Annotated in this window: 16 protein-coding genes; 6 read left to right on the top strand and 10 right to left on the bottom strand. The window is 43.6% G+C overall.

All coding sequences use genetic code 11. The features are described from left to right. The first annotated feature begins 197 nt into the window (after positions 1-197). The 3 genes from rpaB (at position 198) to ACBR23_RS17120 (ending at position 2,433) form a co-directional block, all read left to right on the top strand. Positions 198-929 carry a response regulator transcription factor RpaB gene (rpaB, locus tag ACBR23_RS17130; protein WP_340525754.1) on the top strand — a complete coding sequence of 244 codons (732 nt, stop codon included), beginning with the start codon at positions 198-200 and terminating at the stop codon, positions 927-929. A 165-nt stretch (positions 930-1,094) separates the two neighbouring features. Then, on the top strand, positions 1,095-1,742 hold the full coding sequence (locus tag ACBR23_RS17125) for a cofactor assembly of complex C subunit B (RefSeq protein ID WP_341736735.1): 648 nt from the start codon (positions 1,095-1,097) through the stop codon (positions 1,740-1,742). Between the two features lie 61 nt (positions 1,743-1,803). Then, positions 1,804-2,433, top strand: a complete 630-nt coding sequence (locus tag ACBR23_RS17120; protein WP_341736734.1) for a hypothetical protein — start codon at positions 1,804-1,806, stop codon at positions 2,431-2,433. Positions 2,434-2,572: 139 nt separating this feature from the next. On the opposite strand, the gene ACBR23_RS17115 is transcribed toward ACBR23_RS17120, so the two are convergent. The 4 genes from ACBR23_RS17115 to rfbB all read right to left on the bottom strand — a co-directional run bounded on the left by ACBR23_RS17115 (position 2,573) and on the right by rfbB (position 6,335). Then, a complete protein-coding gene (locus ACBR23_RS17115) occupies positions 2,573-3,250 on the bottom strand; it encodes an HpsJ family protein (protein WP_371115079.1) in 678 nt (225 codons plus the stop codon). Between the two features lie 97 nt (positions 3,251-3,347). Continuing rightward, a complete protein-coding gene (locus ACBR23_RS17110) occupies positions 3,348-4,016 on the bottom strand; it encodes a cyanoexosortase A system-associated protein (protein ID WP_371115078.1) in 669 nt (222 codons plus the stop codon). Beyond that, positions 4,016-4,864, bottom strand: a complete 849-nt coding sequence (crtA, locus tag ACBR23_RS17105) for a cyanoexosortase A (protein WP_371115077.1) — start codon at positions 4,862-4,864, stop codon at positions 4,016-4,018. The genes ACBR23_RS17110 and crtA overlap by 1 nt, the downstream gene beginning before the upstream one ends. Positions 4,865-5,228: 364 nt before the next feature. Further along, a complete protein-coding gene (gene rfbB, locus ACBR23_RS17100) occupies positions 5,229-6,335 on the bottom strand; it encodes a dTDP-glucose 4,6-dehydratase (protein ID WP_341736731.1) in 1,107 nt (368 codons plus the stop codon). A gap of 404 nt (positions 6,336-6,739) precedes the next feature. Between rfbB and ACBR23_RS17095 the strand changes: the two genes are divergently transcribed. The 3 genes from ACBR23_RS17095 to ACBR23_RS17085 all read left to right on the top strand — a co-directional run bounded on the left by ACBR23_RS17095 (position 6,740) and on the right by ACBR23_RS17085 (position 9,162). Beyond that, complete coding sequence (locus ACBR23_RS17095; RefSeq protein ID WP_371115076.1) at positions 6,740-7,252, top strand: hypothetical protein; 513 nt, start codon at positions 6,740-6,742, stop codon at positions 7,250-7,252. A 147-nt stretch (positions 7,253-7,399) separates the two neighbouring features. Beyond that, entirely contained in the window at positions 7,400-8,005 is a 606-nt protein-coding gene (locus tag ACBR23_RS17090) for a DUF1517 domain-containing protein (RefSeq protein WP_371115075.1), read from the top strand. 272 nt (positions 8,006-8,277) lie between these two features. Next, the gene (locus tag ACBR23_RS17085) at positions 8,278-9,162 is read left to right on the top strand and encodes a hypothetical protein (protein WP_371115074.1); all 885 of its coding nucleotides are present in this window, start codon (positions 8,278-8,280) and stop codon (positions 9,160-9,162) included. A gap of 77 nt (positions 9,163-9,239) precedes the next feature. Here ACBR23_RS17085 and ACBR23_RS17080 read toward each other — a convergent pair whose 3' ends face one another. The 6 genes from ACBR23_RS17080 to ACBR23_RS17055 form a co-directional block, all read right to left on the bottom strand. Next, positions 9,240-10,583 carry an adenylate/guanylate cyclase domain-containing protein gene (locus ACBR23_RS17080; protein ID WP_371115073.1) on the bottom strand — a complete coding sequence of 448 codons (1,344 nt, stop codon included), beginning with the start codon at positions 10,581-10,583 and terminating at the stop codon, positions 9,240-9,242. Further along, positions 10,580-10,975 carry a response regulator gene (locus tag ACBR23_RS17075; RefSeq protein WP_371115072.1) on the bottom strand — a complete coding sequence of 132 codons (396 nt, stop codon included), beginning with the start codon at positions 10,973-10,975 and terminating at the stop codon, positions 10,580-10,582. Before ACBR23_RS17075 ends, ACBR23_RS17080 begins: the two co-directional genes overlap by 4 nt. Positions 10,976-11,038: 63 nt before the next feature. Continuing rightward, positions 11,039-12,496: a response regulator gene (locus tag ACBR23_RS17070; RefSeq protein ID WP_371120016.1), complete on the bottom strand. Its 1,458-nt coding sequence runs from the start codon at positions 12,494-12,496 to the stop codon at positions 11,039-11,041. 40 nt (positions 12,497-12,536) lie between these two features. Further along, positions 12,537-15,344: an ATP-binding protein gene (locus ACBR23_RS17065; RefSeq protein WP_371120015.1), complete on the bottom strand. Its 2,808-nt coding sequence runs from the start codon at positions 15,342-15,344 to the stop codon at positions 12,537-12,539. 85 nt (positions 15,345-15,429) lie between these two features. Next, entirely contained in the window at positions 15,430-19,593 is a 4,164-nt protein-coding gene (locus ACBR23_RS17060; protein WP_371120966.1) for a PAS domain S-box protein, read from the bottom strand. 75 nt (positions 19,594-19,668) lie between these two features. Continuing rightward, complete coding sequence (locus ACBR23_RS17055) at positions 19,669-24,927, bottom strand: PAS domain S-box protein (protein WP_371120013.1); 5,259 nt, start codon at positions 24,925-24,927, stop codon at positions 19,669-19,671. Positions 24,928-25,512: the final 585 nt, after the last annotated feature.

The raw sequence follows: 25,512 nt of genomic DNA, 5'->3' as shown, positions 1-25,512 counted from the left end.
CCTACTGGGCCGTGACCGGACTCTTGAGAGTCTTTTACGTGAGGGTAAGGGGTGTGACTCCCTTAGCGGAGGCGGTTCCGCATACTAAACGACCATTTCAGGTCGCGCTAGGTTAAACGAATCGCACTTGTGTCTTAATAATAGAGTACAAAAAAATAAACATTATCTCGAATTTAACTTAAGGAGTGTTGAGTAACTTGGAAAACCATAAAGAAAAAATTCTGGTGGTCGATGACGAAGCCAGCATCCGGCGGATTCTGGAAACTCGCCTTTCCATGATTGGCTATGATGTTGTCACCGCAGCCGACGGTGAAGAAGCTCTCGATATATTTCGCAACACCGAACCAGATTTAGTGGTTTTGGACGTGATGATGCCAAAGCTGGATGGCTATGGGGTTTGTCAGGAGTTGCGGAAGGAATCTGATGTGCCTATTATCATGCTAACTGCTTTGGGAGATGTAGCCGATCGCATCACTGGTTTAGAATTAGGCGCAGACGATTACGTCGTCAAACCTTTTTCTCCCAAGGAACTAGAAGCTCGCATCCGTTCCGTACTGCGCAGAGTTGATAAAAACGGCGCTTCGGGAATTCCCAGTTCGGGAGTCATCCAGGTAACGAATATTCGGATTGACACCAACAAACGCCAAGTTTATAAAGGTGACGAACGGATTCGGCTCACTGGTATGGAATTCAGCTTGTTAGAGCTGCTTGTCAGCCGTTCTGGAGAGCCTTTTTCGCGATCGGAAATTTTGCAGGAAGTTTGGGGATATACGCCTGAGCGCCACGTAGACACCCGTGTAGTGGACGTTCACATCTCTCGCTTGAGAGCCAAGTTAGAGGATGACCCCAGCAATCCTGAATTAATTCTCACCGCCCGTGGCACCGGCTATCTGTTCCAGCGCATTGTCGAACCTGGGGAAGTTGGTTAAAGTTTAGTCAGTTGTCAGTAGTCATTAGTCAGTAGCTAGTTGGCAGCAGTCAGCGGTTATTGGTTATTGGTTATCAGAAAAACCACAACTGTCAACTGCCAACTGTCAACTGCCAACTGCCAACTGCCAACTGCCAACTGCCAACTGCCAACTGCCAATTGACAAATGACAAAATCTGACCCAAATAGAGTTTTGCGGCAATTGCCCTTAGTTGCAGGAGGATTAGCCGGTACGCTGCTGATGGTCAATCGCTTGCTGACTGAGCAACTCACTGATTCTCAAGCTCGCTCCGATGCTCTGGGGGTCATTATCAGTGCTGTACTGATTTTAACAGGTTTGCTATGGCAGCAGGTGCAGGCGCGATCGCCCGATTCAGTCCAACTCATTGGCGAAGAAGGTTTTGAATTTGCGCCGGATTTGCCGGATGTGGTGAAAATAGAATTGGCTTGGGCCTCCCGTTTGCTATTGACAAATACGGCCACAAGGGCGATCGTTATTTTATATCAAGGAAAAGTTCTATTGCGACGCGGCATTTTAGGAGTCAATCCCGAAGTTAAACCAGGCCCAATCTTGCAGCGAGTATTCGATAAAAACAAACCAGTTTATTTAGTAAATTTGAATATTTATCCCGGCAAAATTGAATTTGACTATTTACCTGAAAATACTCAAGGAGTTATCTGTCAGCCCATCGGCAATCAAGGCGTTTTAATTTTAGGTGCTAACGCGCCTCGCAGCTATACAAAACAAGATGAAAATTGGGTTGAAGGCATTGCCGACAAACTAGAACATACTCTTGGTCAGCATCTAAATTAGTAGTAAATACCAATATAGAGCCAACCGTATAATCTACTAAAATCAAGTGTAAAAAACAGAAATGTTACAAAAAAATCGCTGGAAAAATTGGAAAATGTTGCTTGGTATTGGTGTTCTGGTACTGGCAGTGTTGATTAGCATATCTGGGTTTTTAGGAGGGGAACCAGCTAATTTGCAAGGCGATTTGGAAAATGATAGACCAATCGACAAAATCACTGTTTTTTACTGGGCAGTGCTTTTTTACAATCATGGAGGTATGCCACTGACTGGCATAATTTTGCTGGTGGTGTTGGTGCTCATGGTTGTTCCATTGTATGAAGCAACGAAGAAGACAAATTCCTCTACTACCTGGGCTGCAATTGGGTTGTCTGTGCTAGCTTTGGCGATCGCGGTTTTCAGTCTTTTTTCACAGTTGTTTGTCGGCTACGATCACCTAGCCAGTGCTGAGTTTGACGGCTATAGATACAACTTAGGCTTGAGAACGGCAATTGACGGCGATAATTTTTATATCATTGGCAAATGCGATCGTTTCGGTATCCGCTGTGATTGCTACGCAGTTAGCCCTTTCGAGCCTAGTGACAATTCAGACGATTCTTACGAAAATTCGAGAACTCTCAGCCTTGAACGAGATGCTAAAACAAAAATTATTTATATTAAAACTGAAAATCGGAAGATTCCAATTTCAAAGTAGCGCGTTAAACTATACTAACTTGTTTTTCTTTCTGCTATTTAACCTTTAAATCAAGTTACTATGACTAACCCTATTTATCAGCTCGTCAGGTGCGCATTGCGCACCTGATATTTAACTCAAAACTTACAACTCAACACTACTATCGAGCCCAATCAGTACCGCGCCACAGCATAAAAAACAAAACGCTAGAAATCAGCGCCCCCAACAGCCACTTAATCGCATTTTTGAATAGCCCCAAGCGCTGATTTGACTGCACCACTGCGCTTTGGGCCTGCAAACGTTCCTTCGCCGGAGTAATTCTCGAAAGAATTTTAGTTTTCAATTCCTGGGGGTTTTGCGTATCCGCTGCTACTCCCAGGCGATTTAGTTCAGTACCCAAATTCTTTAAGTCTTCGGGAGTACCCTTATTCAGCCTTTCTTCCACTTGCTGCAACTGAGCTAATTGTTGGTTTGCTTGATTGGTAATCTGTTTATTGTTTTGATTGTTCACATAAATAGTGCCAAAAATCCCCAAGGGTAGCATTAACAGAAATACCAGGGCCAGTAATAGACAAATCCAAGACAAAAACTTCAAAAAGATGTCTTCCAAGCTTCTGCGATCGTAACCTTCTCCAAAAAATATGAGGGTCATGGCCAACAGAGGAACTGGTACTCGTTCTACCACAGCCCCAATCGTCTGCAATTCCCACACACGATTGCCAAAATTTGCTGGTATCAGAACAGCGATCGTATCTAATAATGACAAAATTAATAGACCGTAGCCAATCCAACGCAGCCTGTATATAGAAAAACCTTGCTCGCCTTGTATGTCATTCATAAAAAAAGTCCGGTAAGTGGGAAACTCAGCGTTTTTAGACCTGAGTTACTGACAAAATAATACGCCTGTTGTTAAGAACAATCTCTGTTGACTTGACTTAAGGTTCGGGAAATCTGGGCTGCCACCACCCATACCAAGAAACCCAAGCATTCTCTAGAATTTTCTTGGCATCTTCAGGCTTTGTTTGGTTCAAAGGTATAGACATTTGGGTCCACAAACAGCGCTGATCTTGAATATTTCCCTTACCCAATAGCCAAAACAAAATACGGTTGAAATTCCAGTCACGAGTATTTCGATTGTATCTAAACTGTTCGGCTGTCACTGTAGCACGGCCGCGGGGATTTATGCAGGAACTCAGGTATAGTCGATTTTGCTGGGGCAAAATTCCGTAAAAACCCACAGCTTGAGTTTCTGCCAATGCTAGTTTACCAGGAGACGACTTGAGAATAGTATGTCCCTTCATCATATTTTCAACATCTCCGCTGGTTCCAACCACATAACGCATCTCTATTTCTAGAGTAGTGGTATTTTTTTGATATTCATACTTTCGCCCAACTTTGATTTGAGAACTATCGCTAATTTTCAGAGGTGTACTCTCCTGCATTTGCCAATCACTTAGAGGTACGGACTCTGGAAAATCAAAGGGAGTCAGGGAAAAATTATCGGCCGATGAATAGAGTGTCAATCTTCCTATAACTAATAAAACCCCTGTAAACGTAACCGCTAAAAGTGAAATTCTCGCGGTTTTCCAATAGGTAATAGCCATTAGTGATTAGTTGTTTTTTGATGGGGCGTGTCTTGCAAGATTGCCAACCAACAGAATAACCCGAACAGGAAGACGGCAATCATTGAAAAAATTACTGATCCATTTCCTTCATGCCAGTATTTAAATGCTTCCGGTTGAGATAGTGATACCAGTACAGCCATGAGAGCAACTCTACCTGCATTGACTACAAATCCAATAAGGACTGCAACTATCGGCACTACAATTTTTTGTGCGTTGGTTGTAGGAAACATTAGTAAAAACACGATTGCTAGTCCTAATAATTGTAGGATTGCATTCACTCCAGAACAGCCATGATATACCTCCACACTGCCTTTTTCTAGAATGAGAAATACTCCTTGACGAACCACTTCAAATCCTAAATAGTGGAGGATAAAAGCTGAAAACTTAGCAGTTAATAGGGCAACATTAATAAATATTCCGATGAATCCGGGAGGAATACCTGTATAGGCGAGAATTAGAAGTTCCTGCCAATATTGTTTCAGTCCTTTGGTTCCTGAAGCTAGCAAAGCCAGACTGATGCCAGATAAGAAAGGTGTGATCCTGATAAAAAAGTCGTAGCCATATATGGACGAACTTTTGAGCAATATGAAAGCAATTAATGATGCTCCAAAGCAACTGCTAAAAATTCCGCTTTCTAAAGTTAAGGTTTCGTGTCTTTCCCAAATGAGAAATGCTACGACTCCCCAGAAGAGTAACATTGTGCCGAATAGGTCTGTACTGTCTGTTCTAGCAGTGAGAGTCAGGTGTATGACAATCAAACCGGAGGCTATGCCTAACAGCCAGTATTTAGGTTCCAGGAGGCGATCGATCCATTTCATTTCGGTCATTGTTGCTTTCTCTTTGTAGTGGAAGCTTTCATTATTGGTTATTGGTTATTTGCGGTACCCTGCCCTTCGACTCCGCTCAGGAACCGCGTAGTCGAAGGGTTATTGGTTATGGGTTATTAGTTATTTGCGGTGCCCTGCCCTTCGACTCCGCTCAGGAACCGCGTAGTCGAAGGGTTATTGGTTATTGGAGCTACTAACTAATGATTACCAACCACTAATTAATAACAATAACAAATAACAGCCAACTAATAACTAATAACCAATAACTACTGTCTACTGACTACTGACTACTGACTACTGACTACTGACTACTGACTACTGACTACTGACTACTGACTACTGACTACTGACTACTGACTACTGACTAATTAGTGTAGACTTTGCGGTAGTAACTCTGATATTCTTCCGACAGCAGTGGCTCCCACCAATCACGATTGGCTAAATACCATTCCACAGTACGCCGCAAACCTTCCTCTACTGTGACTGAAGGAGTCCAATTTAGGTCATTTTTAATTTTGGTTGCATCAATAGCATAACGTCGATCGTGTCCGGCTCTGTCTTTGACAAAGGTGATTAATTGTTCGCAGGGACGGGCGGGTAAATCTTCTGCCAACTCGTCCATTAGTTGGCATAGCATCTTGACTAAATCGAGATTTTTTACTTCGTTGTTGCCGCCTACATTATAAGTTTCTCCCGGCTTACCGTTGTGGATTACGGCATCTAAAGCTCGGCAGTGGTCGAGTACATATAGCCAATCTCGGACGTTTTGACCGTCGCCATAAACTGGCAATGGTTTGCCCAAAAGCATATTGATGCACATTAATGGAATTAGCTTTTCGGGGAAGTGATAGGGACCGTAATTGTTAGAGCAATTGGTGATAATTGTGGGGACGCCGTAGGTATGGAAATAGGCGCGGGCGAGGTGGTCGCTACCGGCTTTTGAGGCTGAGTAGGGACTATTGGGCTCGTAGGCGGTTGTTTCAGTAAATGCTGGGTCGTCGGGGCCAAGACTGCCATAAACTTCGTCCGTGGAAACATGGAGAAAGCGCATTTGTGCTTTGAGGGACAAGTCGTCTATTGCTTCAAAATGCTTGCGGAAGGCTTCGAGAAGGGTGAAGGTTCCGACAACGTTTGTTTGGACAAAGGCTGCGGGCCCGATAATCGATCGATCGACGTGGGATTCTGCTGCAAAATGGGCGACTGTGTTGATGTTTTCGGTTTGAAGTAAGGTATCGATCAGGGCCCGATCGCAAATATCCCCTTGTACAAACCGAAAATTTTCTCCCCCTTCCAAACTGGCTAGGGTTTTTCTGTTTCCTGCATAGGTGAGAGCATCGAGTACCACTACCCGATCGCCTGGATAGCTACTGCACCAGTGATGTACAAAATTGGAGCCGATAAATCCAGCGCCACCTGTTACCAACAATCGGCGAGGTGATCGTACTTGGCCTTGATCCTTGCTGTCTGTCATAAAAAAAGTCCGGTAAGTGGGAAACTCAGCGTCTTTAGACCTGAGTTACTGACATTGCTTGCCATAACTAAGTCTTTTCAAAAATAACCTTAAAAGTAGTTTGTCACCAAGTATTTGTCACTGTGTAATTAAATTTTCTACTCTTTGATATCAGATTTTTTCATGGGGGGTGCGATCGCACTCTGGGCGACACCTCCGGAAAGCAACCCCTCTGTATTCGCTCAAATGCTTGCCAGACAAGGCTTTGGGTTGTTTGTTGGGACACGCAATTGGCAGTGGTGATTGCTGTTGATTGTGGATATTTGCCGATCGAGTCGCGATTGTGGGTGCTCTGAGAGTTGATAGATTTGTGAAGAGCTGTTACCATTATTTTTTTAATTATCCTTTACAAAATCCAGAGGACCATGAAAAAGTTTCAAGTGTTAGCTGGCATTGCTTCCACCGTTGCGATCGCGAGCAGTATTGCACTAGGCGACGCAGCATTGGCTTTTCCTTGTCCCTACAGCAAATCCAATGCTGCTCAATCTGGTTCTGGAACAACCCTAGTTGGTTCCGGTGGCCAGGCTCAAATGAATCCCTGTAAATCTTACAAAACATTAGCTTTGGGTTTTCTCGGCTTAGCTGGGGTTTTGGGCGGTGGTGCTGCTTACATGAGTTACCGCGTAGGCAAGCGGGCTCAGGCTGCTTGCGCTGCCATGAGTGATAATTTTGAAGTTTTTCAAGAGTCGATCGCCGATGAATCGATGGAAGCATACCTGGAAGTTCCCACGGATACTGACTCCGAGTCCCCGATGGCTGCAACTGAAAGTGCATCACCCCTGGGAGTAGTTCGGGAACACCCGGAAGCACCAGGTGGCGAACTGGATTTGGGATCGTCTCGCCCGATCGAATCTGCCCCAAGTGCGATCGTCCAATAGTAATCTTGCGGTAGCACCAATTTGGAGTAAATCGGAACTCCGATTTACTTCAGGTACTCACCGATTACTCAAAATCCATCACAAGATAGACATAAAATTTTCATTTTAAACTGTAAAATATATGACTATAGATTAAAACCATGGGTTATGAATGCTATTGGCGATCGATTCAATCAATTTACAGGTAAAACGCGATTTGCAGTTTGTCGCGTGTTCATTCACCTCACTGGTGAAGAAGTTGCACCATTGTTGGGAGTTCTCAACAGCACTGCCAGAGATGCCATAGACGCCGATGGGGATTTAACAGTCCTCGGAGAAGGCTTGGTAGAAGTTTGCAATCACCTATTGCAGTACGATAACTACTGGCAATCAGCGGCCAACGAAGGTGACGTTTTTTGGGATGAAGGGGAAGCAGGCGATTATGTAGATGAACTGTTTACAGATTCAGCAGAACGCTATCTGAGCGAACCTCAATACAGCAACTCTGTGGACGATCGCAATTCTCCCTTATCTTTGCCCGTGACTAGAAATGTCGTGGTGATGCTGACAGTAGCCTATGAAGGCGAAGTTCCCCAACTGGAAACAGACCTAGCAGACATCAGCGCCCTAAAAGAGGGTTTAAAAGCACTGATTAATTTATACTATCAGCAAAGGCTCAGAGCTATCCAAATTCACTTTTCGCCCGCACAGTTGGGAGACGAACTTACTAACGACCAATTGTTGGTAAATTTTTCCGAGCTCATTCCTCTCTAGGGAAGTCATTAGTTAGTAGTCATTAGTTAGTAGTCATTAGTTAGTAGTTAGTAGTTGGTAGTCATTAGTTAGTAGTCATTAGTTAGTAATTAGACTGTGCCTAAAATAACCAATAACCAATAACCAATAACAAATAACCCTTCGACTTCGCGGTTCCTGAGCGTAGTCGAAGGGCAGGGCGACGCCAATAACCCTTCGACTTCGCGGTTCCTGAGCGTAGTCGAAGGGCAGGGCGACGCCAATAACCAATAACCAATAACCAATTAGTATTTATGCTGCGAAGATTGATAGTTTATTTCATGGCTTTAACATTGTGCGTGACCACTATAGCCTGTGGTTCTCCCAGTCCCACGACGCCGAAGGCAAATCAGAATGTTAATACTGTCCGTTCTGCCCCCCCTAGCAATAATAATTTAAGTCCAGGCCAATATCCCTTACAGCAAGCTACCTACGACGATAGTGAGGGGGAATATAGTTTGATGTTACTCAATACTCCCCCCGGTACTTCCTCTGTTTATCGATCGAGAGATTTGCAAATGGCTAGGTTAACGGATGAGGAAATATCCCAGGGTAAAAAAAGTTATCTGAATTTACAAAAAGATAAAACCAGTTTGCATTTGACTGAAGATTTTAAAATAGAGTACGTTCATAACGTGACCGAAACAGTAAGTAATCCTCAAACAGGTCAGCCACAAACAGTGGTAGTGAGACAGCAATCTGGTTTCTGGGCTCCGTTTGCTGGGGCTTTGGCCGGTCAGGCGATCGGCAGTTTGTTATTCACACCGCGATATTATGTGCCACCAGTCTATCAGCCGGGAGTGATTCTCACAGGATATGGCGGGTACGGTAACACTTACCGCGAGGCTGTTAATCAATATCAAACTCGCTATCAAGCCCCCCCAGCCGCTGTCAGAAACCGTCAAGCTTTAAGGACTACTGGCCGCTTGCGATCGCCCACATCCAACGCCCCAGCAACTCGTCGCCCAGTACCGCCCAATGCCAATCGATCGACCGGTTCGGGTTATGGTGGCAGCACTTTGAGACGATCGACAAAACCAACTTCCCCGCAGCAAAGGCGCACTCCAAGTTTTGGTAGCGGTGGAAACTCTCGTACACCCAGTCGGAGTCCGGCTTTCGGAAGCCGTAGAAGGCGTTAGGTTCGAGATTAGTGGGCGATCGCCAATGGATACCCGATTTGTTCCAAAAGTCGGGTATTTTAAATATCATGGTCAATTTACTGACAGCGTTGCCAATACATTCTAGCCACTGTATCCCCAGGATTGGCTTGCAAACATTGCTCTAACAGTCGAATTGCCACCTCTTTATCAGAGGCATGATAAGAAACGATCGCCCGTTCAAAATTGCTTTGCATGGCTAACTTCCCTTCTCGCAATGCCGGGGGATCGGCATTAAAAACTTCATACACGCCTACCTGTTCCGATTTCCCCTTGACTCGAACGCGATCGATCAAACGAATGTCATAATTTTCAGGATTTTTTAAGGCTCGAAATGTGCGATCGCTAATCAGCAAAGGCACGCCGTACTCTTTAGTTAATCCCTCCAAACGAGATGCTAAATTCACCGCATCGCCGATGACAGTTCCATCCATCCGAGATGTACCACCCACAGTTCCCAGTATTAATATCCCCGTATTAATGCCAATGCCAATTTTAATCGGCGGACGTTCGGGTCTCGTGCGCGTGGTATTATAGTCCGCTAGCCTTTGTAGCATAGCAATTCCACCTGTGACTGCCCGATCCGCATCTCCACTAAATAAAGCCATGATCGCGTCACCAATATATTTATCAATAAACCCATTATTTTCGATAATCGCGGGTTCCATCCGAGAGAGATAACCATTAATAAATTTAAAATTATCATCCGGTGTCATCCTTTCTGATAAACTGGTAAAATCTCGAATATCTGAAAATAACACCGAAATTTCTTGCTGAATTTGTTCACCTAATTGAATATCTAGAAAGCTATTTTTTTTTAATAATTGAAGAAACTGACGAGGAACAAAACGTAAAAAAGATTCATTAAGTGCTTGTAAATAACTTTCTTTTTCTTGAAGTTCTGCAATTAGTTTAGCTTGCCTGCGAGTCAGGGTTTCTAACTCTTGATTCATTTCTATAAGTTGATAATTTTTTTGTGCCAGTTGTTTATCTTGACTATAACTGTGGATTGCTTCTGTTACCGTTAGTCTTAAATCTTCATCCTGCCAAGGTTTACCGATGTAACGATAAAGTTTAGCGTATTTGACTGCATTAGCAACCGCTTCAATAGTAGCTTGCCCAGTCAGCATTACTTTCAGAGTTTTTGGAGAAATTTCGTGAACGCGACGCAATAGTTCGTCTCCCTTCATATCCGGCATAATGTAATCGGAAATAATCAAGGGAATTTCATCACCCTCTTCAATTAATTCTGCCAGTAACTCTAAGGCATCCTCACCCCCTTCAGCTATTTCGATTCTATACTCCTCTCCGAAGGCTTTTCTCAGTTCCGATTTCAAACTCGTTAAAATAGTAGCTTCATCATCTACACAAACAATCACAAGTTTTTTATAAAATTTTGTCATAATTTTTCTAATCCAGACTTTACCGTCTCGATCAACTCTTTTTCCGACCAGGGTTTAAACAAACATTGATGTAAATTAGCTGCTGCATAAGCTCGATCGATAGCTTCTTGATCTGCCTGCCCTGTCAATAAAATTTTGACAATATTAGGAAATTTTTGATGCACGCGAATCATAAATTCATCGCCTTTCATTCCTGGCATCAGCCAATCGGAAACAATCAATAAAATGCTCACCTCATCTTCATTTAATTCATCAATAATATCTAAGGCTTCTTCAGCATCTTGGGCTACTTCATAAACATAGGAACTTCCTAATGCTTTTCTCAATTGAGCCTTCAAGCTTTCTAAAATCACGGCTTCATCATCAACACACAAAATTACAGGTTTAGACATGGTAATTAATGGGTAAGGGTAATTGGTAATCGGTAATTGGTAATTGGGAATGGGTGATTGCTCCTAGGAGGAACTATCTGGTTGGAGATTCATACTTAAATAAACTGTAAATGTTGTTTTTCCGGGGACAGAAGTTACTTCGATTTCACCTTCATGTTTTTTCACAATTTTGCGAACAATATCTAATCCCAATCCACTTCCTTCGCCCGGAGGTTTAGTGGTAAAGAAAGGTTCAAAAATTCGGTCTTTAATTTCTTCGGGAATTCCTTTGCCACCATCGGTAATACTGATTTTGGCAAATCCTCTTTCTTGCGTAACATCAATGGTTAGTATTCCTTTGTTATCCATTGCTTGAATAGCATTATGAATCAGATTTGTCCATACTTGATTTAGTTCATCTGGATAGCAGTAAATCAGTGGAATTTCTGCGTAGTTTTGCACCACTTCAACCCCTTGTTTGATAGAATTTTGATACAGGGTCAAAATAGTCTCGATTCCCACTATCAAATTAAATTTAAATAGCTCATTTCTTTGATCCGAATGAGCATAAGTCTTCAAGGCAAATACAACTTTAGCAGCACGATCTACTGCGGTTTCTATCGTATTTGCACCTCGCTGCAATCCTGAAATATTATACGCAAATTCCAGCATTCTAATGCTATCCGCATGAGTCAGTATCGGTAAAAATGACTCGATGTCTTCATGGATTTTCATATCGGATAGCGTATCAGCTATGGTATCTGCATCAGGTACTCCCATTTCTTCTAGTTCGTGAGTTAAAGCTCGCTTGATTTTGCGACTATCTTTGGCAGAAAATAGCTGCTTATTGTTAATAGAACATAATGCTATCTTGAGAATCAATTGAATTTCTTTAGCAGAAAGTGTATTTACAAAGCGGGGCAAATCTTCAAATATTTCTTCCAAATATTTAGAGATATTACTGACGGAAGATTGAATAGCACCTAAAGGCGTATTGACTTCGTGAGCAATCCCTGCAATTAGCTGTCCGAGTGCTGCCATTTTCTCCGATTGAATGAGTTCTTCTTGGGTTGCTTGTAGTTGATTTAAGGTATTGGCTAACTCATGATTCGTTTGAGCCAGTTCTGCGTTTTTTGATTGCAAGTTATTTTGGAGTCGTTGCAATGCTAAATGGGTTTCGACGCGAGCTAAAACCTCTTCTACCTGAAACGGTTTGGTTACATAGTCTACACCGCCGACACCAAAGGCTTTAACTTTATCAAGCACATCATTAAGCGCACTGATAAAAATGACTGGAATATTCCGCGTTTTGGGATCGGATTTGAGCTTGGTACAGACTTCATAGCCATCCATTTCTGGCATATTAATGTCTAGCAAAATCAAATCTACAGGAATAATTTGAGTTGCAGATAGAGCTTGATTTCCATCTTTTGCAGGTCTCACCTTATAGCCATGTTTTGTTAAAATACCCACGAGTAGTTGTAAATTTGCTAGAGTATCATCTACCACTAAAATATTAGCAGAATCGGAAGTAAAAGCCATGTCATTCATATTGGTTGTACAAGAGAAATTCAAAATTTAATTACTTGACTGCTTCGATATAGGATGCAATTTTACCATATTCAAATTCATTAGCTAATACTAAAAACGCATTTCCTATCGACGCATTTATAGCTTTGACTTCCTGAATGAGATGGTCTACTTCACCAATATCTAAACTTTTGGCTGCACTAGCTAACTTTGCCCGTAAATCTGGTGGCAAGGTAGCTAGGGCTTCCGGTTCAAGCACGTCTTTGATGTCAGTTTTCGATAGAGTTTGAGCTGCTTTATCGATTGACTCTTCATAAATATAGCGCACCCCGATATGTTTGTTCATTACTGCAAAAATTTCTTGCTCCCGAAAAGGCTTCCGCATAAAATCATCGCAGCCAGCCGATACAACGACAGCTCTTTCTTCTTCCAGAACGCTAGCTGTTAGAGCAATAATAGCAGTAGCCTGTCCCTTCGTCGTGGATTTAATTTTTTGTGTAGCCGCGTAACCATCCATCACGGGCATTCGCATATCCATCCAGATGAGATGTGGGTCCCACTCATGCCAAATATCCACGGCTTCTTGACCATTAGTGGCTTCTTTCAATTCAAACCCTAATGGATTGAGTAATTGAACTAATAACTGACGGTTAAGAGGTTTATCATCGACGATGAGAATGCGGTAGCGAGGTTGGTTTGGTTCGAGTGCAATGACGCGACGTTTGTTTTGTTCTGCTTCATCGTCAGCGGTATCAACAACCTGAGTTGTAATATCAAACTTGAAAATTGTGCCAACTCCTACTTTGCTGCTGACAGTGATATCGCCACCCATAAGTTGCACAAACTGACGGCTAATTGCTAAACCTAACCCAGTCCCTTCTTGAGCATTTCTTCCCGATGCAGTTTGCATAAATGCTTCAAAAAGTTTATCTAATTCTTCCGGTGCAATTCCCATACCTGTGTCTTCTACTTCAAAATAAATTTGTTGGTTATTTGCCACTCTTTCTTGACTATTTTTATTTGGTTGACCTGAACTTAGCAATCCGCTATTCATACAAATTCTCACACAAACTCCACCTTCTTTTGTAAATTTAATGGCATTATTGAGCAAATTAATCAAAATTTGACGGAGTTTAACTTGGTCGGTGCGAACGTAACGGGGAACATCAGAACCGCGCTCGAATAGCAACTGCAATCCAGCATCATCAGCTTTGAGGCGAAACATATCTTCTACATCATCGATTAATCGATACATATCGAATTGTTTTTCATTGATTGTTGTGCGACCAGCTTCAATTTTAGACAGGTCTAATACTTCGTTAATTAATGTTAGTAAATGTTCGCCACTGCGAGTAATAATCCCCACACTCTCGAAATGTTCGGATGGGAGCGATCGACTTCTGAGCATGATTTGAGCAAAGCCTAAAATTGCGTTGAGGGGAGAGCGCAATTCGTGGCTCATATTAGCTAGAAATGTGCTTTTTGCTTGATTTGCCACTTCTGCTTTTTCTTTCGCAAGCTCTAGTTGTTGGTTCGAGGTGGCTAATTCTGATGTTCGCTCTTCGACTTTTTGCTCTAAAGTTGCAAAGGATTCTTGCAACTGATGTGCCATGCTATTAAAGGATTTAGCAAGTTGTCCAACTTCGTCTCTGCGGTTAATTACTCCCGATTGATTCCAGTTGCCTTTGGCAATATCCTTGGCGGTTTCGTTCAACTGCAAAATGGGTTTTGTCACCCACTGGGCCGTCAGAATACCAATTAGTATAGATAGAATTAAAGCTGCTATACATAGCAAAATTGTAGTACGGTTGTTGGCATCAATTTCTGCCATAAAATCGGATTCTGGAATTACCACGACTATGGACCAATCTAAGCCTTTATCGTCTCTGAAAGGTAAGACTTGTAGAAAATGTCGCTGGTTTTGGAGGTTGAATTCTAGTTGCTGTGCGGTCTGTTTTTGGGCGATCGCATTCTGGGCCAAAAATAGGGCAATGGCTTTGGTGAGGGGATTGCTACTGTCAATTGCTTTGATTCGTTCTGCTCCAAAATCTTTATTAGCCACCGTGCGAATTGGTTTTTCTCCAGTGGAAGTTGCAACCAGCATCCCATCATGTTCGATAATAAAGCTTTGTCCGGTTTTACCAATTTTCAAGCTTTGTAAAAATTTGCCAATTTGGGATAGATTAATATTTGTTAGTAGGACTCCTTGCAGTTGACCAGATTCATTTTTATAAGGCATGGCTGCCCCTAAATAAGACGTAATACCTTTGGTATGGGGATAGATTTGACTCCAGGTTGGTTTTCCGGCCGCCACTGCTGCTTTGTACCAAGGACGAGTGCGAGGATCGAAGTTAGGTTTGTTACTCAGTTGTTTGGTCCGATCGCCTTTTTGATTCATAGCGTAGGTACGAAAATCAAAGTTACTATCAATAGTCGAAACTCTGACAGTTAGGGAACCATCATCGGCTCGTTCTGCCCCTAAATTTTCCTGATTTTCCAATCCAATCCCAGCAAAGGTTAAACTGTCAAAAATTTGAATTTGCCGCCAAAAATGACGTTCTAAACCGACTAAATCTTGTAGTTTGAGTTGTCCTAAATCTAAAGCAACTGCATTACTTTGATTTACTTGATGGGGAATTGTGAGATAAGATTTCAGGTTTAAATCAATGCGGTTGGTAATTTCTCCTCTGAGTTGATTTGCCACATTGTTCACAGCTTGTTGTCCATTCTTAAAGGAAAGATATCCGACAATTCCCACTGCCAAAAATGTTTGGAAGACAAAAGGAACAATCAGAACAGTGCGTAATGGTAACTTGCCAGAGAGTTCGCCGAAGCTAGAGGATATAGTTTTATTCAACATAAATCGCATCCGTATGATTCTAGGTTTTAGTTTGTAGGGAATTTTAATATGCTGTATCAAAAACCCCGTTTTGGTATACTAACATTTACCGCATTTTTAACTTGCCAATTGGTAAGGATATCACAAATTCAGTCCCCTCTCCTGCTAGAGAAATACACCGCAAATTACCCCGATGATTTTCCGTGACAATTTGATAGCTAGTTGCTAAGCCCATCCCCGTACCTTTTCCGACAGGTTTCGTCGTAAAAAATGGATTAAATATTTTTTCTTGAACTTCGGGAGTCATCCCGCAACCATTATCTTGAATAGAGATGAGTGCCATATTTTCAGAAGAGATCGAAGTTGCGATCGCAATTTGACCCACATAATCTAACTGTGCCATAGGTTCCAGGCTATCTTGCCGTTGTTCGATCGCATCAATAGCATTGACCAACAAATTCATAAATACCTGATTTAATAAACCACCATAACATTCAATCTTGAGTAATTTGCCGTAATTCTTGGTGAGAGAAATCTTGGGTTTTCCCTGCCTACCGTTCAAGCGATTTTGTAAAATCACTAAGGTACTCTCGATATTTTCACGAAGCTCGATGGGTTTTATATCTGCTTCATCCAAGCGCGAAAAAGTCCGCAAAGACTTCACAATATCGCTGATGCGCGTGGCTCCAGTTTTCATGGATTCCAGCAGCTTAGAAAAATCGCCGATCAGATACTCAAGGTCGATCTCTTCGATCCAATCAGAAATTGCCTGCGGCGGACTGGGATAATGCTCTTGGTAAAGGCGAACTAGCTCAATTAAGTCGCTAGCATAATCGGTGGCGGGTTGAATATTGCCATAGATAAAGTTCACGGGGTTATTAATTTCATGAGCAATACCGGCTACTAATTGACCCAAACTTGACATTTTTTCGGCTTGAATTAACTGGGTTTGGGTATTTTGCAACTTTTTGAGGGTTTTTTCTAATTCTTCAGATTGCACCCGCAGTTGAATTTCTGATTGACGGACTGCTTCGGCCTGTATCCGATACATTTCTGCGCCCGCACGAGTGGCAAAGATTTTCAAGATAGCAGACTGCATTTCGAGATTGTTGAGCATCGGCTTAGTGTCAAAAACCGCCAGCACTCCCAAAGAATTGCCAGCGGAATCTTTAATGGGCAAACCAGCATAACTTTCGGCTTGGAGAGCGACTAAATCCTCATCTTCCGGGAACAAGCATTGCAAGGCATTTGGGTAGCGACACACCTCATCCATACTGTTAATAGTTTTACAGGGTGTTCCGTTGAGATTGTAAGTAAAATTATCGCCAAAGTCGTCTCCGGCCCAAAATGCTAGAGTTGTGGCGATGGATTTTTCGGAATCAATAAATTCAGCAATTAAAGCATAACGGACTTCTAAGACTTGGGCGAGATATTGAACGCAAGTTTTGAAGAATTCTTGGCCTGTTTTCGCCGCCGTACCTTCGACTATTAAACGGAGAGCTTGTTCTTGACGTTTGCGATCGCTAATATCAGTGACAGTACCCACATATCCTTCGATTTCACCCCTACTATCAATCAAAGGTAAAGCTTGACCGATGACCCAAGCGACACTACCATCGGGCCGCAGAAAGCGGTACTCTGATTGAAATTTTTGTTTAATTAAGGCGCTGTCATACCATTCCTGAAAAACACGCTCTCGGTCTTGAGGATGGAGAGTCCGAGCCCAATCGGGGCCTATAGCCTCTTGGTGAGTTAATCCCGTAGTTTGCGACCAAGTTTGATTCACATAAAGGCAGTCACCTTTGGCATCAGTTAAGAACACGCCGATTGGTGATGCTTCTGCTAGGGTTTCATAGCGTTTTTGGCTTTGTTGGAGTTGAATTTCGGCTTTTTTTGCTCCGCTAATATCAAAGTTAACCCCGATCATCTTGTGCGGATTGCCTTTGTCGTTGTGCCGAACTAAACCAAAGGCTTTAATGAAATGGATACTACCATCGGGATGAACGACACGAAATTCTGTATTGTATTCAGCTTGTCCTAAAACAGTTTGATTGATTAATGTTTCGATCGCCTCTCGGTCATCAGGATGTAGCCCCGTGGCCCAAATCTCGTAAGCTAATCTGGAATCTGAGTTCTTAGTGACACCATAGAGCTCGTACATCCGATCGTCCCAAACGAGGGTATTGTCGATGATGTCCCATTCCCAACAGCCAATACCCCCTGACTGGAGTGAAAATGACAAACGCTCAGATATTTCCTTCAGTTGAGTTTCGGCAAGTTTGCGATCGGTAATATCCATCGCCGTGCCAAACAAACGCACAATGTTTCCATTTTGGCGATCGATTTCAATGCGACCATTGATATAGCGGATAGCACCATCTAATCGAGAGATTCGCAGGTCAAAATTTTGGGGAATTCCCTGCTCGCTGGCGGCCTGAACATAACTTACAAATAATTCTCCATCTTCCCCATAATATTGTTTGATATGGTCTGCAAACTTTGGTTCTCCCTGTTCGGGATTCATACCAAAAATCCTAAATAATTCTGCTGACCAAGTAATTTTTTGCGTAGTTAAATCAAAGGACCAATTTCCAATCTGGGCAACTCGTTGTGCTTCTTCCAGTTGTCGCGTAAGTTCCTGTCGGGAGATATCTGCTTGTTTTTGCGCGTGGATATAACGGCCTATGCCCAAACAAGAAACCACTTGCCCTTGGTTATTTGTCAGGGCTGCTAAATTGGAAGAATGCCAGTAATAATTTCCATCTCTATGCAAAACTCGGTATTCGATTCCCCGCAGTTTCTCACCTTGCAAACAGCGATGCAGGGCCTTTACACAAATTGGTAAATCTGCTGGGTAAACCCACTGACCAAAAGGCTGAGCTAACAATTCTGTTATGTCATATCCCATAACTTCTTGAAAGTTGGAACTGAGATAGCTGAAGGTGCTATCGGGATTGATGACATAAACCAGATCGTTGAGATTTTCAATGATGCTGCGGAATTTTTCTTCACTGGTTCGGAGTGCTCGTTCTGTGGCTTTAGTCTCTGTGATATCCCGCATAATTGCGGAAAAGTGTTCTACTGTTCCCTCTTTCGATTTATGAGCTAGGATGACCAAAGAAACCGGGATTTCACCTCGTGTCGGATTTAGTAAAGCCGTCTCGCCCCGCCAAGTACCACAACGGGCGGCTTCGGGTAAGGCTTGATTGAATAGGATCTCCTTAGCCCATTCTGGATGAGCATTAGAGATTTCCACGGAGGCTATAGCCTCTTCATCGTGATTGAGGAATTTTCGCCAAGCTTGATTGAGGTAAATGGCTTTACCTGTCACATCAGTAGTGGCGATGAAATCTGAGGTGGTTTCTAAAATGGCAAGGAGACGTTGAGTATCAGCTTCGGCACTTTTGATCTCAGTGATATCTCGAATATAGCCATACCAAATAATACTGCCATCAGTTTCTCGCTGGGGTGTAGAATTACCGAGCAACCACAGCACTCGCCCATCGGGTAAGCAAGTTCGATATTCGCAATACCAAGGTGTCAGATGGGTGGCGGAATCGAGAATGGATTGATGGAGGCGATCGATGTCATCCGGGTGGATCGCGCTAAACACCAAAGAGGCATCCTCCTGCACTTGTTGTGGGGAAACTGCATGAATCTCTCGCAACTTTTCGCTGGCGTAGGGGAAATGGGAAGTACCATCAGGGCGCAGCCGAAACTGATAAATAACGCCGGGGATGTGGCGGGCTATTTGCTCTAGGTGATGATAGTCTGCGGGGATAGCTGGATTTACTGGTTCCATAGCAGCTAAGCGCAGTTGGGCTTGGGCGAGTTGGCGGGTAAGTTCTTGGACTTGTGCTTGCGATCGCTTGCAATCTGTGATGTCTCGCATCACTAACAGATGTCTCTGGGGCAGAAAGTTTGCCGTGAGGGCATATTCTACGGTGCGGATTTCTCCATCAGCCCGCACTAGAGAGAATTCTCCTCGTGCTGTTTCTGGTTGTCGCCATTGTTGCCATAGTTGTGTAAAATCAACTCCATGCTCAGTAAAATCACTAATAGAGCGTCCGAGGAGTTCATCTGTGTCTTGGCCAAATAATTTACAGGCGGCGGGGTTGAGATCGAGATATCTGCCTTCGTCGTCGGCGATCGCGATCGCATCTAAGGCAGTTTCCAACACAGCCCGCAATTGTGTGTCTCTAGCGGATAGCAAAGGGCGATCGTTTGGGGCCATGTCATCGTTTAAGAATTGGCACGTAAACTTTACCATTCTAGCCCAAAGCGTGCTACAAACACGGGTTTTTCAACCCCATTTCTGGAAATGTCCGCTTTTCCACACGTAAATTTATGTGGGTTTTAACTCACAAATCGGTAACTCGATCGCCAACTCAGTCCCCTCTCCCAGTGTAGAAATACACCGCAAATTACCACGATGATTTTCCGTGACAATTTGATAGCTATTTGCTAACCCCATCCCCGTACCTTTTCCGATAGGTTTCGTCGTGAAAAATGGATTAAATATTTTTTCTTGAACTTCGGGAGTCATGCCGCAGCCATTATCCTGAACAGAGATGCGAACCCAATTTTCCGAAGCCATAGAAGTGGCGATGCTAATGTGACCAAAGTAATCTAATTGGGCGCTAATTTCGAGATTTTCTTGCCGTTGTTCGATGGCATCAATAGCATTCATCAACAAATTCATAAACACCTGATTTAATAAACCACCATAACATTCAATTAAAGGTAATGCGCCATAATTCTTGGTAATATTAATTTCTGGTTTTCCAGCCCTACCGTTCAACCGATTTTGCAAAATCATTAAGGTACTATCCATATTTTCATGGATATCTATTTTTTTGAAATCTGCTTCGTCCAAGCGCGAAAAAGTCCGCAGAGACTTGACAATATCTCTAATTCTTGTGGCTCCTGTTTTCATAGATTCCAAGAGCTTAGAAAAATCACTTGCCAGATACTCAAAGTCCATATCTTGGAGAATATCCGAAATGACCTGCGGTGGACTCGGATAGTATTTTTGGTAAAGGTGAATTACCTTAATTAATTCGCTCGCATAATCAGTGGCAGGTTGCAGATTACCATAAATGAAACTGACGGGATTATTAATTTCATGAGCAATTCCGGCTACTAATTGCCCCAAACTAGACATTTTTTCGGCTTGAATTAACTGACTTTGGGTTTGTTGCAACTTGTTGAGGGTGGCGGCTAATTCTTCTGATTGCAGCCGCAGTTGCATCGAGGAGCGACGCAAGGCTGCTTCCGCCTGCATCCGTTCCATTTCCGCACCGGCACGGGTGGCAAAAATCTTCAAGATAGCTGACTGCATTTCGATATCTTGTACCATGGGTTTAGTGTCTAAAACTACCAATAGTCCCAAACGATTGCCCGTCGCATCTACAATCGGCAAACCAGCATAACTTTCGGCTTGGAGAGTGACTAAATCATCATCTTTGGGGAACAAGCACTGCACCAGATTTGGGTATCGACACACCTCAGCGATGCGATGGACATTTTGACAGGGTGTCCCACATAGATTGTAGGTAAAATTCTCGCCAAAGTCGTCTCCAGCCCAAAATGCAAGAGTTGTGGCGATGGATTTTTCGGAGTTAACAAATTCGGAAATACAAGCATAACGGACTTCTAAGGCTTGAGCGAGATATTGAACGCAACTTTTGAAGAATTCTTCCCCTGTTTTCGCCGCCGTACCTTCGACAATTAAGCGGAGAGCTTGTTCTTGACGTTTGCGATCGGTGATATCTCTGGCTACCCAAACTACTCGCTCTTGAGACATGGGAGAAATCCTGGCATCAAACCACAATAAACGATCGCCTAGGGGTAAGGAATATTCCAACTGAGTGACGGATTGAGTAATGATGGCTTGGTGAATACCATTGAGGAAAGTATCGGCGAGATTTTGGGGTAAGACTTCGTGAAGAGTTTTGCCCAAAAGTTCCTGGGAAGGTCGGTATAACAGAGTTGATGAACCACCTGCTATTTTGAGATAGCGTCCCTCTGTATTCAGGACAATAATCACATCCTGTATGGCATTAAATAATGCCGTTAACTCTGCTTGAGATGTGGCTAACTTGATTTCAGCTTGTTTGCGATCGCTAATATCAGTGACAGTGCCCACATATCCTTCGATTTCACCCCTACTATCAATCAGAGGTAAAGCTTGACCGATGACCCAAGCGACACTACCATCGGGCCGCAGAAAGCGGCACTCTGATTGAAATTTTTGTTTAACTAAGGCGCTGTCATACCATTCCTGAAAAACACGCTCTCGGTCTTGAGGATGGAGAGTCCGAGCCCAATTTGGACCCAGGGCTTTTTCCTGAGTTAATCCCGTAGTTTGCGACCAAGTTAGATTCACATAGAGACAGTCTCCTTTGGCATCAGTTAAGAACACGCCAATTGGTGATGCTTCTGCTAGGGTTTCATAACGTTTTTGGCTTTTTTGAATTAGCATTTCGGCTTGTTTGCGATCGCTGATATCAATAATCACTGACCAGATATATTGACTCCCATCGTTACCTGTCACCAATACTCCGAGCAATTCCACGGGCAACAAAGATCCATCCTTGCGGATATACTCTTTTTGGTAAGGGCCGTAACGACCGATGGTGTTGAGCAATTCTAATTGATGGATTTCAGCAGCGGCATACTTTTGAGGGGTTAAATCCAAATAGCTTAAGTGCTTCAATTCCTCAAGAGTATAGCCATAGATGGTTTCGGCGGCGCTATTGACTTCGATGAAACGACCTTGCATATCGTTGAGTGCAATTCCCAAAGGACACAAGTCGAAGAGCGATCGCAGTTTTTCTTCACTCGCTCGTAGAGCATCTTCTGCTTGTTTGCGATCTGTGATATCTTCAGAAATCCCTAATAAGTATTTCGGATTGCCAAGTTCATCGAGAATCGGAATTTTCCTTGTATGCAAAATTCGAGTGCCTTGATGACTCGTTTGAATCCGTTCTTCAGGAATATCCAAAACCTGACCGCTGGCCAAGGCTGCTCGATCTTGGGAGCGGAATGAATCGGCTGCGGCTGCTGTAAACAAGTCGTAGTCATTTTTTCCTAGTAATGCTGTTCTCGGATAACCGATTAGTTCTTCGCCAGCTTTGTTGAAGCTCACATATTTAAGATCGACGGCATCTTTGACAAATACCATGTTGGGGATATTTTCAATGACTGAGCTGAGGAACTTCTGAACCCGCCAATTTTCTAACTCTGCTTGTTTGCGCTCTGTGATATCCCGTGCGGCGGTATAAATCAAATCTCCACAGGGAGCAGAACGCCATTCAATATATCGATAACTACCATCTTTGGCGCGATAGCGATTAGTGAACTGGGGAATTGGTTTCTGTTGGCTCAAATTAGATATTGCATCTAGAGTTGAGGCGAGATCGTCGGGATGAACCAAATCGAGAAAGAGTTGACCTTCTAGTTCTTGAGTGCTGTAGCCGAGAACTGTTTCCCAAGCGGGATTCAGGCGACGAAAATGGCCGCTGACATCGGCAATGCAGAGCAAATCGATAGCAAGGCTAAAAAACTGTTCGAGTTCTAATTCAGCGGTTTTGCGATCGCTAATATCACAATGAGTGCCAATAAACCGCAAAGGTTTACCTTCAGTATCCCACTCAACCACCTGGCCACGGTCTAAAATCCACTTGTAAGAACCGTCTTTGCAGCGCAGGCGATGTTCGTTGCGATAGGTAGAGGTTTCGCCGTCAAAGTGTTTGGCAAAATCTGCATAGCATCGAGCTTTATCTTCTGGATGCACCAGCAGATCCCACTCTGCTAAAACATTCGTAATTTCATGTTCTGCATAGCCCAGCATCGCTTTCCACTGCCGAGAAAAGATAACTTCATTCGTTTTGAGGTTCCAATCCCAAGTGCCGTCTCCTGCTCCTTCTATGGCTAATTCCCAGCGGGTGTTGCTTACTTCTAAAGCGATTTTTGCTTGCTTTTCGGCGTGGATATTACGCGCTATCCCCAAACAGGAAACCACTAATCCATCGTGATTTTGCAAGGGTGCTAAATTGGCAGAATGCCAGTAATAATTGCCATCTTTATGCAAAAGTCGGTATTCAATTCCCCGCAGTTTCTCACCTTGCAAACAACGATGCAGGGCATTTACACAAATTGTTAAATCTGCTGGATAAACCCAAGGAGCAAAAGGCCGCTCTAACAATTCTGTTATTTCGTATCCCGTCATATCTTTTAATTGGGGACCCAGATAGCTGAAGGTGCGATCGGGATTGATGACATAAACCAGATCGTTGATATTTTCAATGATGCTGCGGAATTTTTCTTCACTGGTTCGGAGTGCTAGTTCCGTGGCTTTAGTCTCTGTGATATCCCGCATAATTACGGAAAAGTGTTCTGCTGTTCCATCTTTCGATTTATGAGCTAGGACGACCAAAGAAACCGGGATTTCACCTCCTGCCGGATCTAGTAAAAATGTCTCGCCCCGCCAAGTACCACAACGGGCTGTTTCCGGTAAAACTTGATTGAAAATACGATCTAAAACCCACTGGGGATGAGCATTAGAGATTTCGACGGAGGCTATAGCCTCCTCATCGTGATTCAGGAATTTTCGCCAAGCTTGATTGAGATAAATGGCTTTACCTGTGACATCAGCAGTGGCGATGAAATCTGAGGTGGTTTCTAAAATGGCCAGCAGACGTTGAGTATCAGCTTCGGCAGTTTTGATGTCAGTGATATCTCGAATATAGCCATACCAAATAATACTGCCATCAGTTTCTCGCTGGGGTGTAGAACTACCGCGCAACCACAGCACTCGCCCATCGGGTAAGCAAGTTCGATATTCGCAATACCAAGGTGTCAGATGGGCGGCGGAATCGAGAATGGATTGATGGACGCGATCGAAGTCATCCGGGTGGATTGCTTTAAATACCCCAGAGGCATCTTCGCACACTTCTTTGGGGGAAACTGCATGAATCTCTCGCAATTTTTCGCTGGCGTAGGGGAAATGGAAACTACCATCAGGGCGCATCCGAAATTGATACAGCACTCCCCCGATGTGGCGGGCAATTTCATCTAGGCGATGATACTCTGGCGGAACATTTGGGCTGGCGGGCTCCATGTTGGCCGATCGCACTTGGGCTCTTTCTTGGGCGAGTTGGCGGGTAAGTTCTTCGACTTGTGCTTCTGCTAGTTTGCCATCTGTGATGTCTCGCATGACTAACAGATGGCTCTGGGGTACAAAGTTTGCCGTCACCGCATATTCTACGGTGCGGATTTCTCCATCAGCCCGCACTAGGCTCAATTCCCCTCGTGCTGTTTCTGGTTGTCGCCATTGTTGCCATAGTTGTGTAAAATCAACTCCAGGCTCAGTAAAATCACTAATAGAGCGTCCGAGGAGTTGATCTCTGTCTTGGCCAAATAATTTACAGGCGGCGGGGTTGAGATCGAGATATCTGCCTTCGTCGTCGGCGATCGCGATCGCATCTAGGACGGTTTCAAACACAGCCTGCAATTGTCTGTCTCTGGTGGATAGCAAAGGGCGATCGTCTTCAGTGATTAAGGGATTAATTGGTTGATTCTGTTCTAAGGATTGGGACATAGATTTTAAACTGGGATGTTAAAAACGTTCGCTGTTTTTGGCAAATTTTACTAATTTAACTCTCATATTCCTGCAACAAACACTGCTCTTATCAAGTTATTGACTAATCCTAGTTTTTGCTCTCAGATGCACCGTCGCAGTGGCTTAAGTTAGGAGATTTTAGTCCAGAAATTACAAAAAAGGTTATACCAATTTAATGTGAAGTTGCACATATTTCGATCCCCCTAAATCCCCACCCCCCCCTAGCCCCCCCACCCCCCCCTGCCCCCCCCCAAGGGGGGATGGGGGAAGGGGGACTTTGAGAAGATTCTTGTCCCCCCCTTCTTAAGGGGGGCTAGGGGGGATCGGATTCTATGCAGCCTCATAAAAAATTGGTATTAGAAGTTACCCAGCGGGTGCATCCCAGTTTGGCAAATATAGCCTTTCTCAGAAAGATGAGGTACGACTGGGCATAGGGCATGGGGCATGGGGCATGGGGCATAGGGCATAGGGTTCCGTGGGCATACCTCACTTTTTTGAGAACCGCTATATATTAGTAGGGGCGAAGCATGACCGCAGACAATTTATTAGTTATAACCAGAGATT

Source organism: Microcoleus sp., assembly GCF_041354475.1.
Classification (GTDB): Bacteria; Cyanobacteriota; Cyanobacteriia; order Cyanobacteriales; family Microcoleaceae; genus Microcoleus.
This window is presented reverse-complemented; position numbering and strand designations above follow the sequence as displayed.

Coding starts and splice junctions, on each gene's coding strand:
- ACBR23_RS17125 (WP_341736735.1), top strand. CDS start 1,095: ATGACAAAATCTGACCCAAATAGAGTTTTGCGGCAATTGCCCTTAGTT.
- ACBR23_RS17120 (WP_341736734.1), top strand. CDS start 1,804: ATGTTACAAAAAAATCGCTGGAAAAATTGGAAAATGTTGCTTGGTATT.
- ACBR23_RS17115 (WP_371115079.1), bottom strand. CDS start 3,250: ATGAATGACATACAAGGCGAGCAAGGTTTTTCTATATACAGGCTGCGT.
- ACBR23_RS17110 (WP_371115078.1), bottom strand. CDS start 4,016: ATGGCTATTACCTATTGGAAAACCGCGAGAATTTCACTTTTAGCGGTT.
- crtA (WP_371115077.1), bottom strand. CDS start 4,864: ATGACCGAAATGAAATGGATCGATCGCCTCCTGGAACCTAAATACTGG.
- rfbB (WP_341736731.1), bottom strand. CDS start 6,335: ATGACAGACAGCAAGGATCAAGGCCAAGTACGATCACCTCGCCGATTG.
- ACBR23_RS17095 (WP_371115076.1), top strand. CDS start 6,740: ATGAAAAAGTTTCAAGTGTTAGCTGGCATTGCTTCCACCGTTGCGATC.
- ACBR23_RS17090 (WP_371115075.1), top strand. CDS start 7,400: ATGAATGCTATTGGCGATCGATTCAATCAATTTACAGGTAAAACGCGA.
- ACBR23_RS17085 (WP_371115074.1), top strand. CDS start 8,278: ATGCTGCGAAGATTGATAGTTTATTTCATGGCTTTAACATTGTGCGTG.
- ACBR23_RS17080 (WP_371115073.1), bottom strand. CDS start 10,583: ATGACAAAATTTTATAAAAAACTTGTGATTGTTTGTGTAGATGATGAA.
- ACBR23_RS17075 (WP_371115072.1), bottom strand. CDS start 10,975: ATGTCTAAACCTGTAATTTTGTGTGTTGATGATGAAGCCGTGATTTTA.
- ACBR23_RS17070 (WP_371120016.1), bottom strand. CDS start 12,496: ATGGCTTTTACTTCCGATTCTGCTAATATTTTAGTGGTAGATGATACT.
- ACBR23_RS17065 (WP_371120015.1), bottom strand. CDS start 15,344: ATGTTGAATAAAACTATATCCTCTAGCTTCGGCGAACTCTCTGGCAAG.
- ACBR23_RS17060 (WP_371120966.1), bottom strand. CDS start 19,593: ATGGTAAAGTTTACGTGCCAATTCTTAAACGATGACATGGCCCCAAAC.
- ACBR23_RS17055 (WP_371120013.1), bottom strand. CDS start 24,927: ATGTCCCAATCCTTAGAACAGAATCAACCAATTAATCCCTTAATCACT.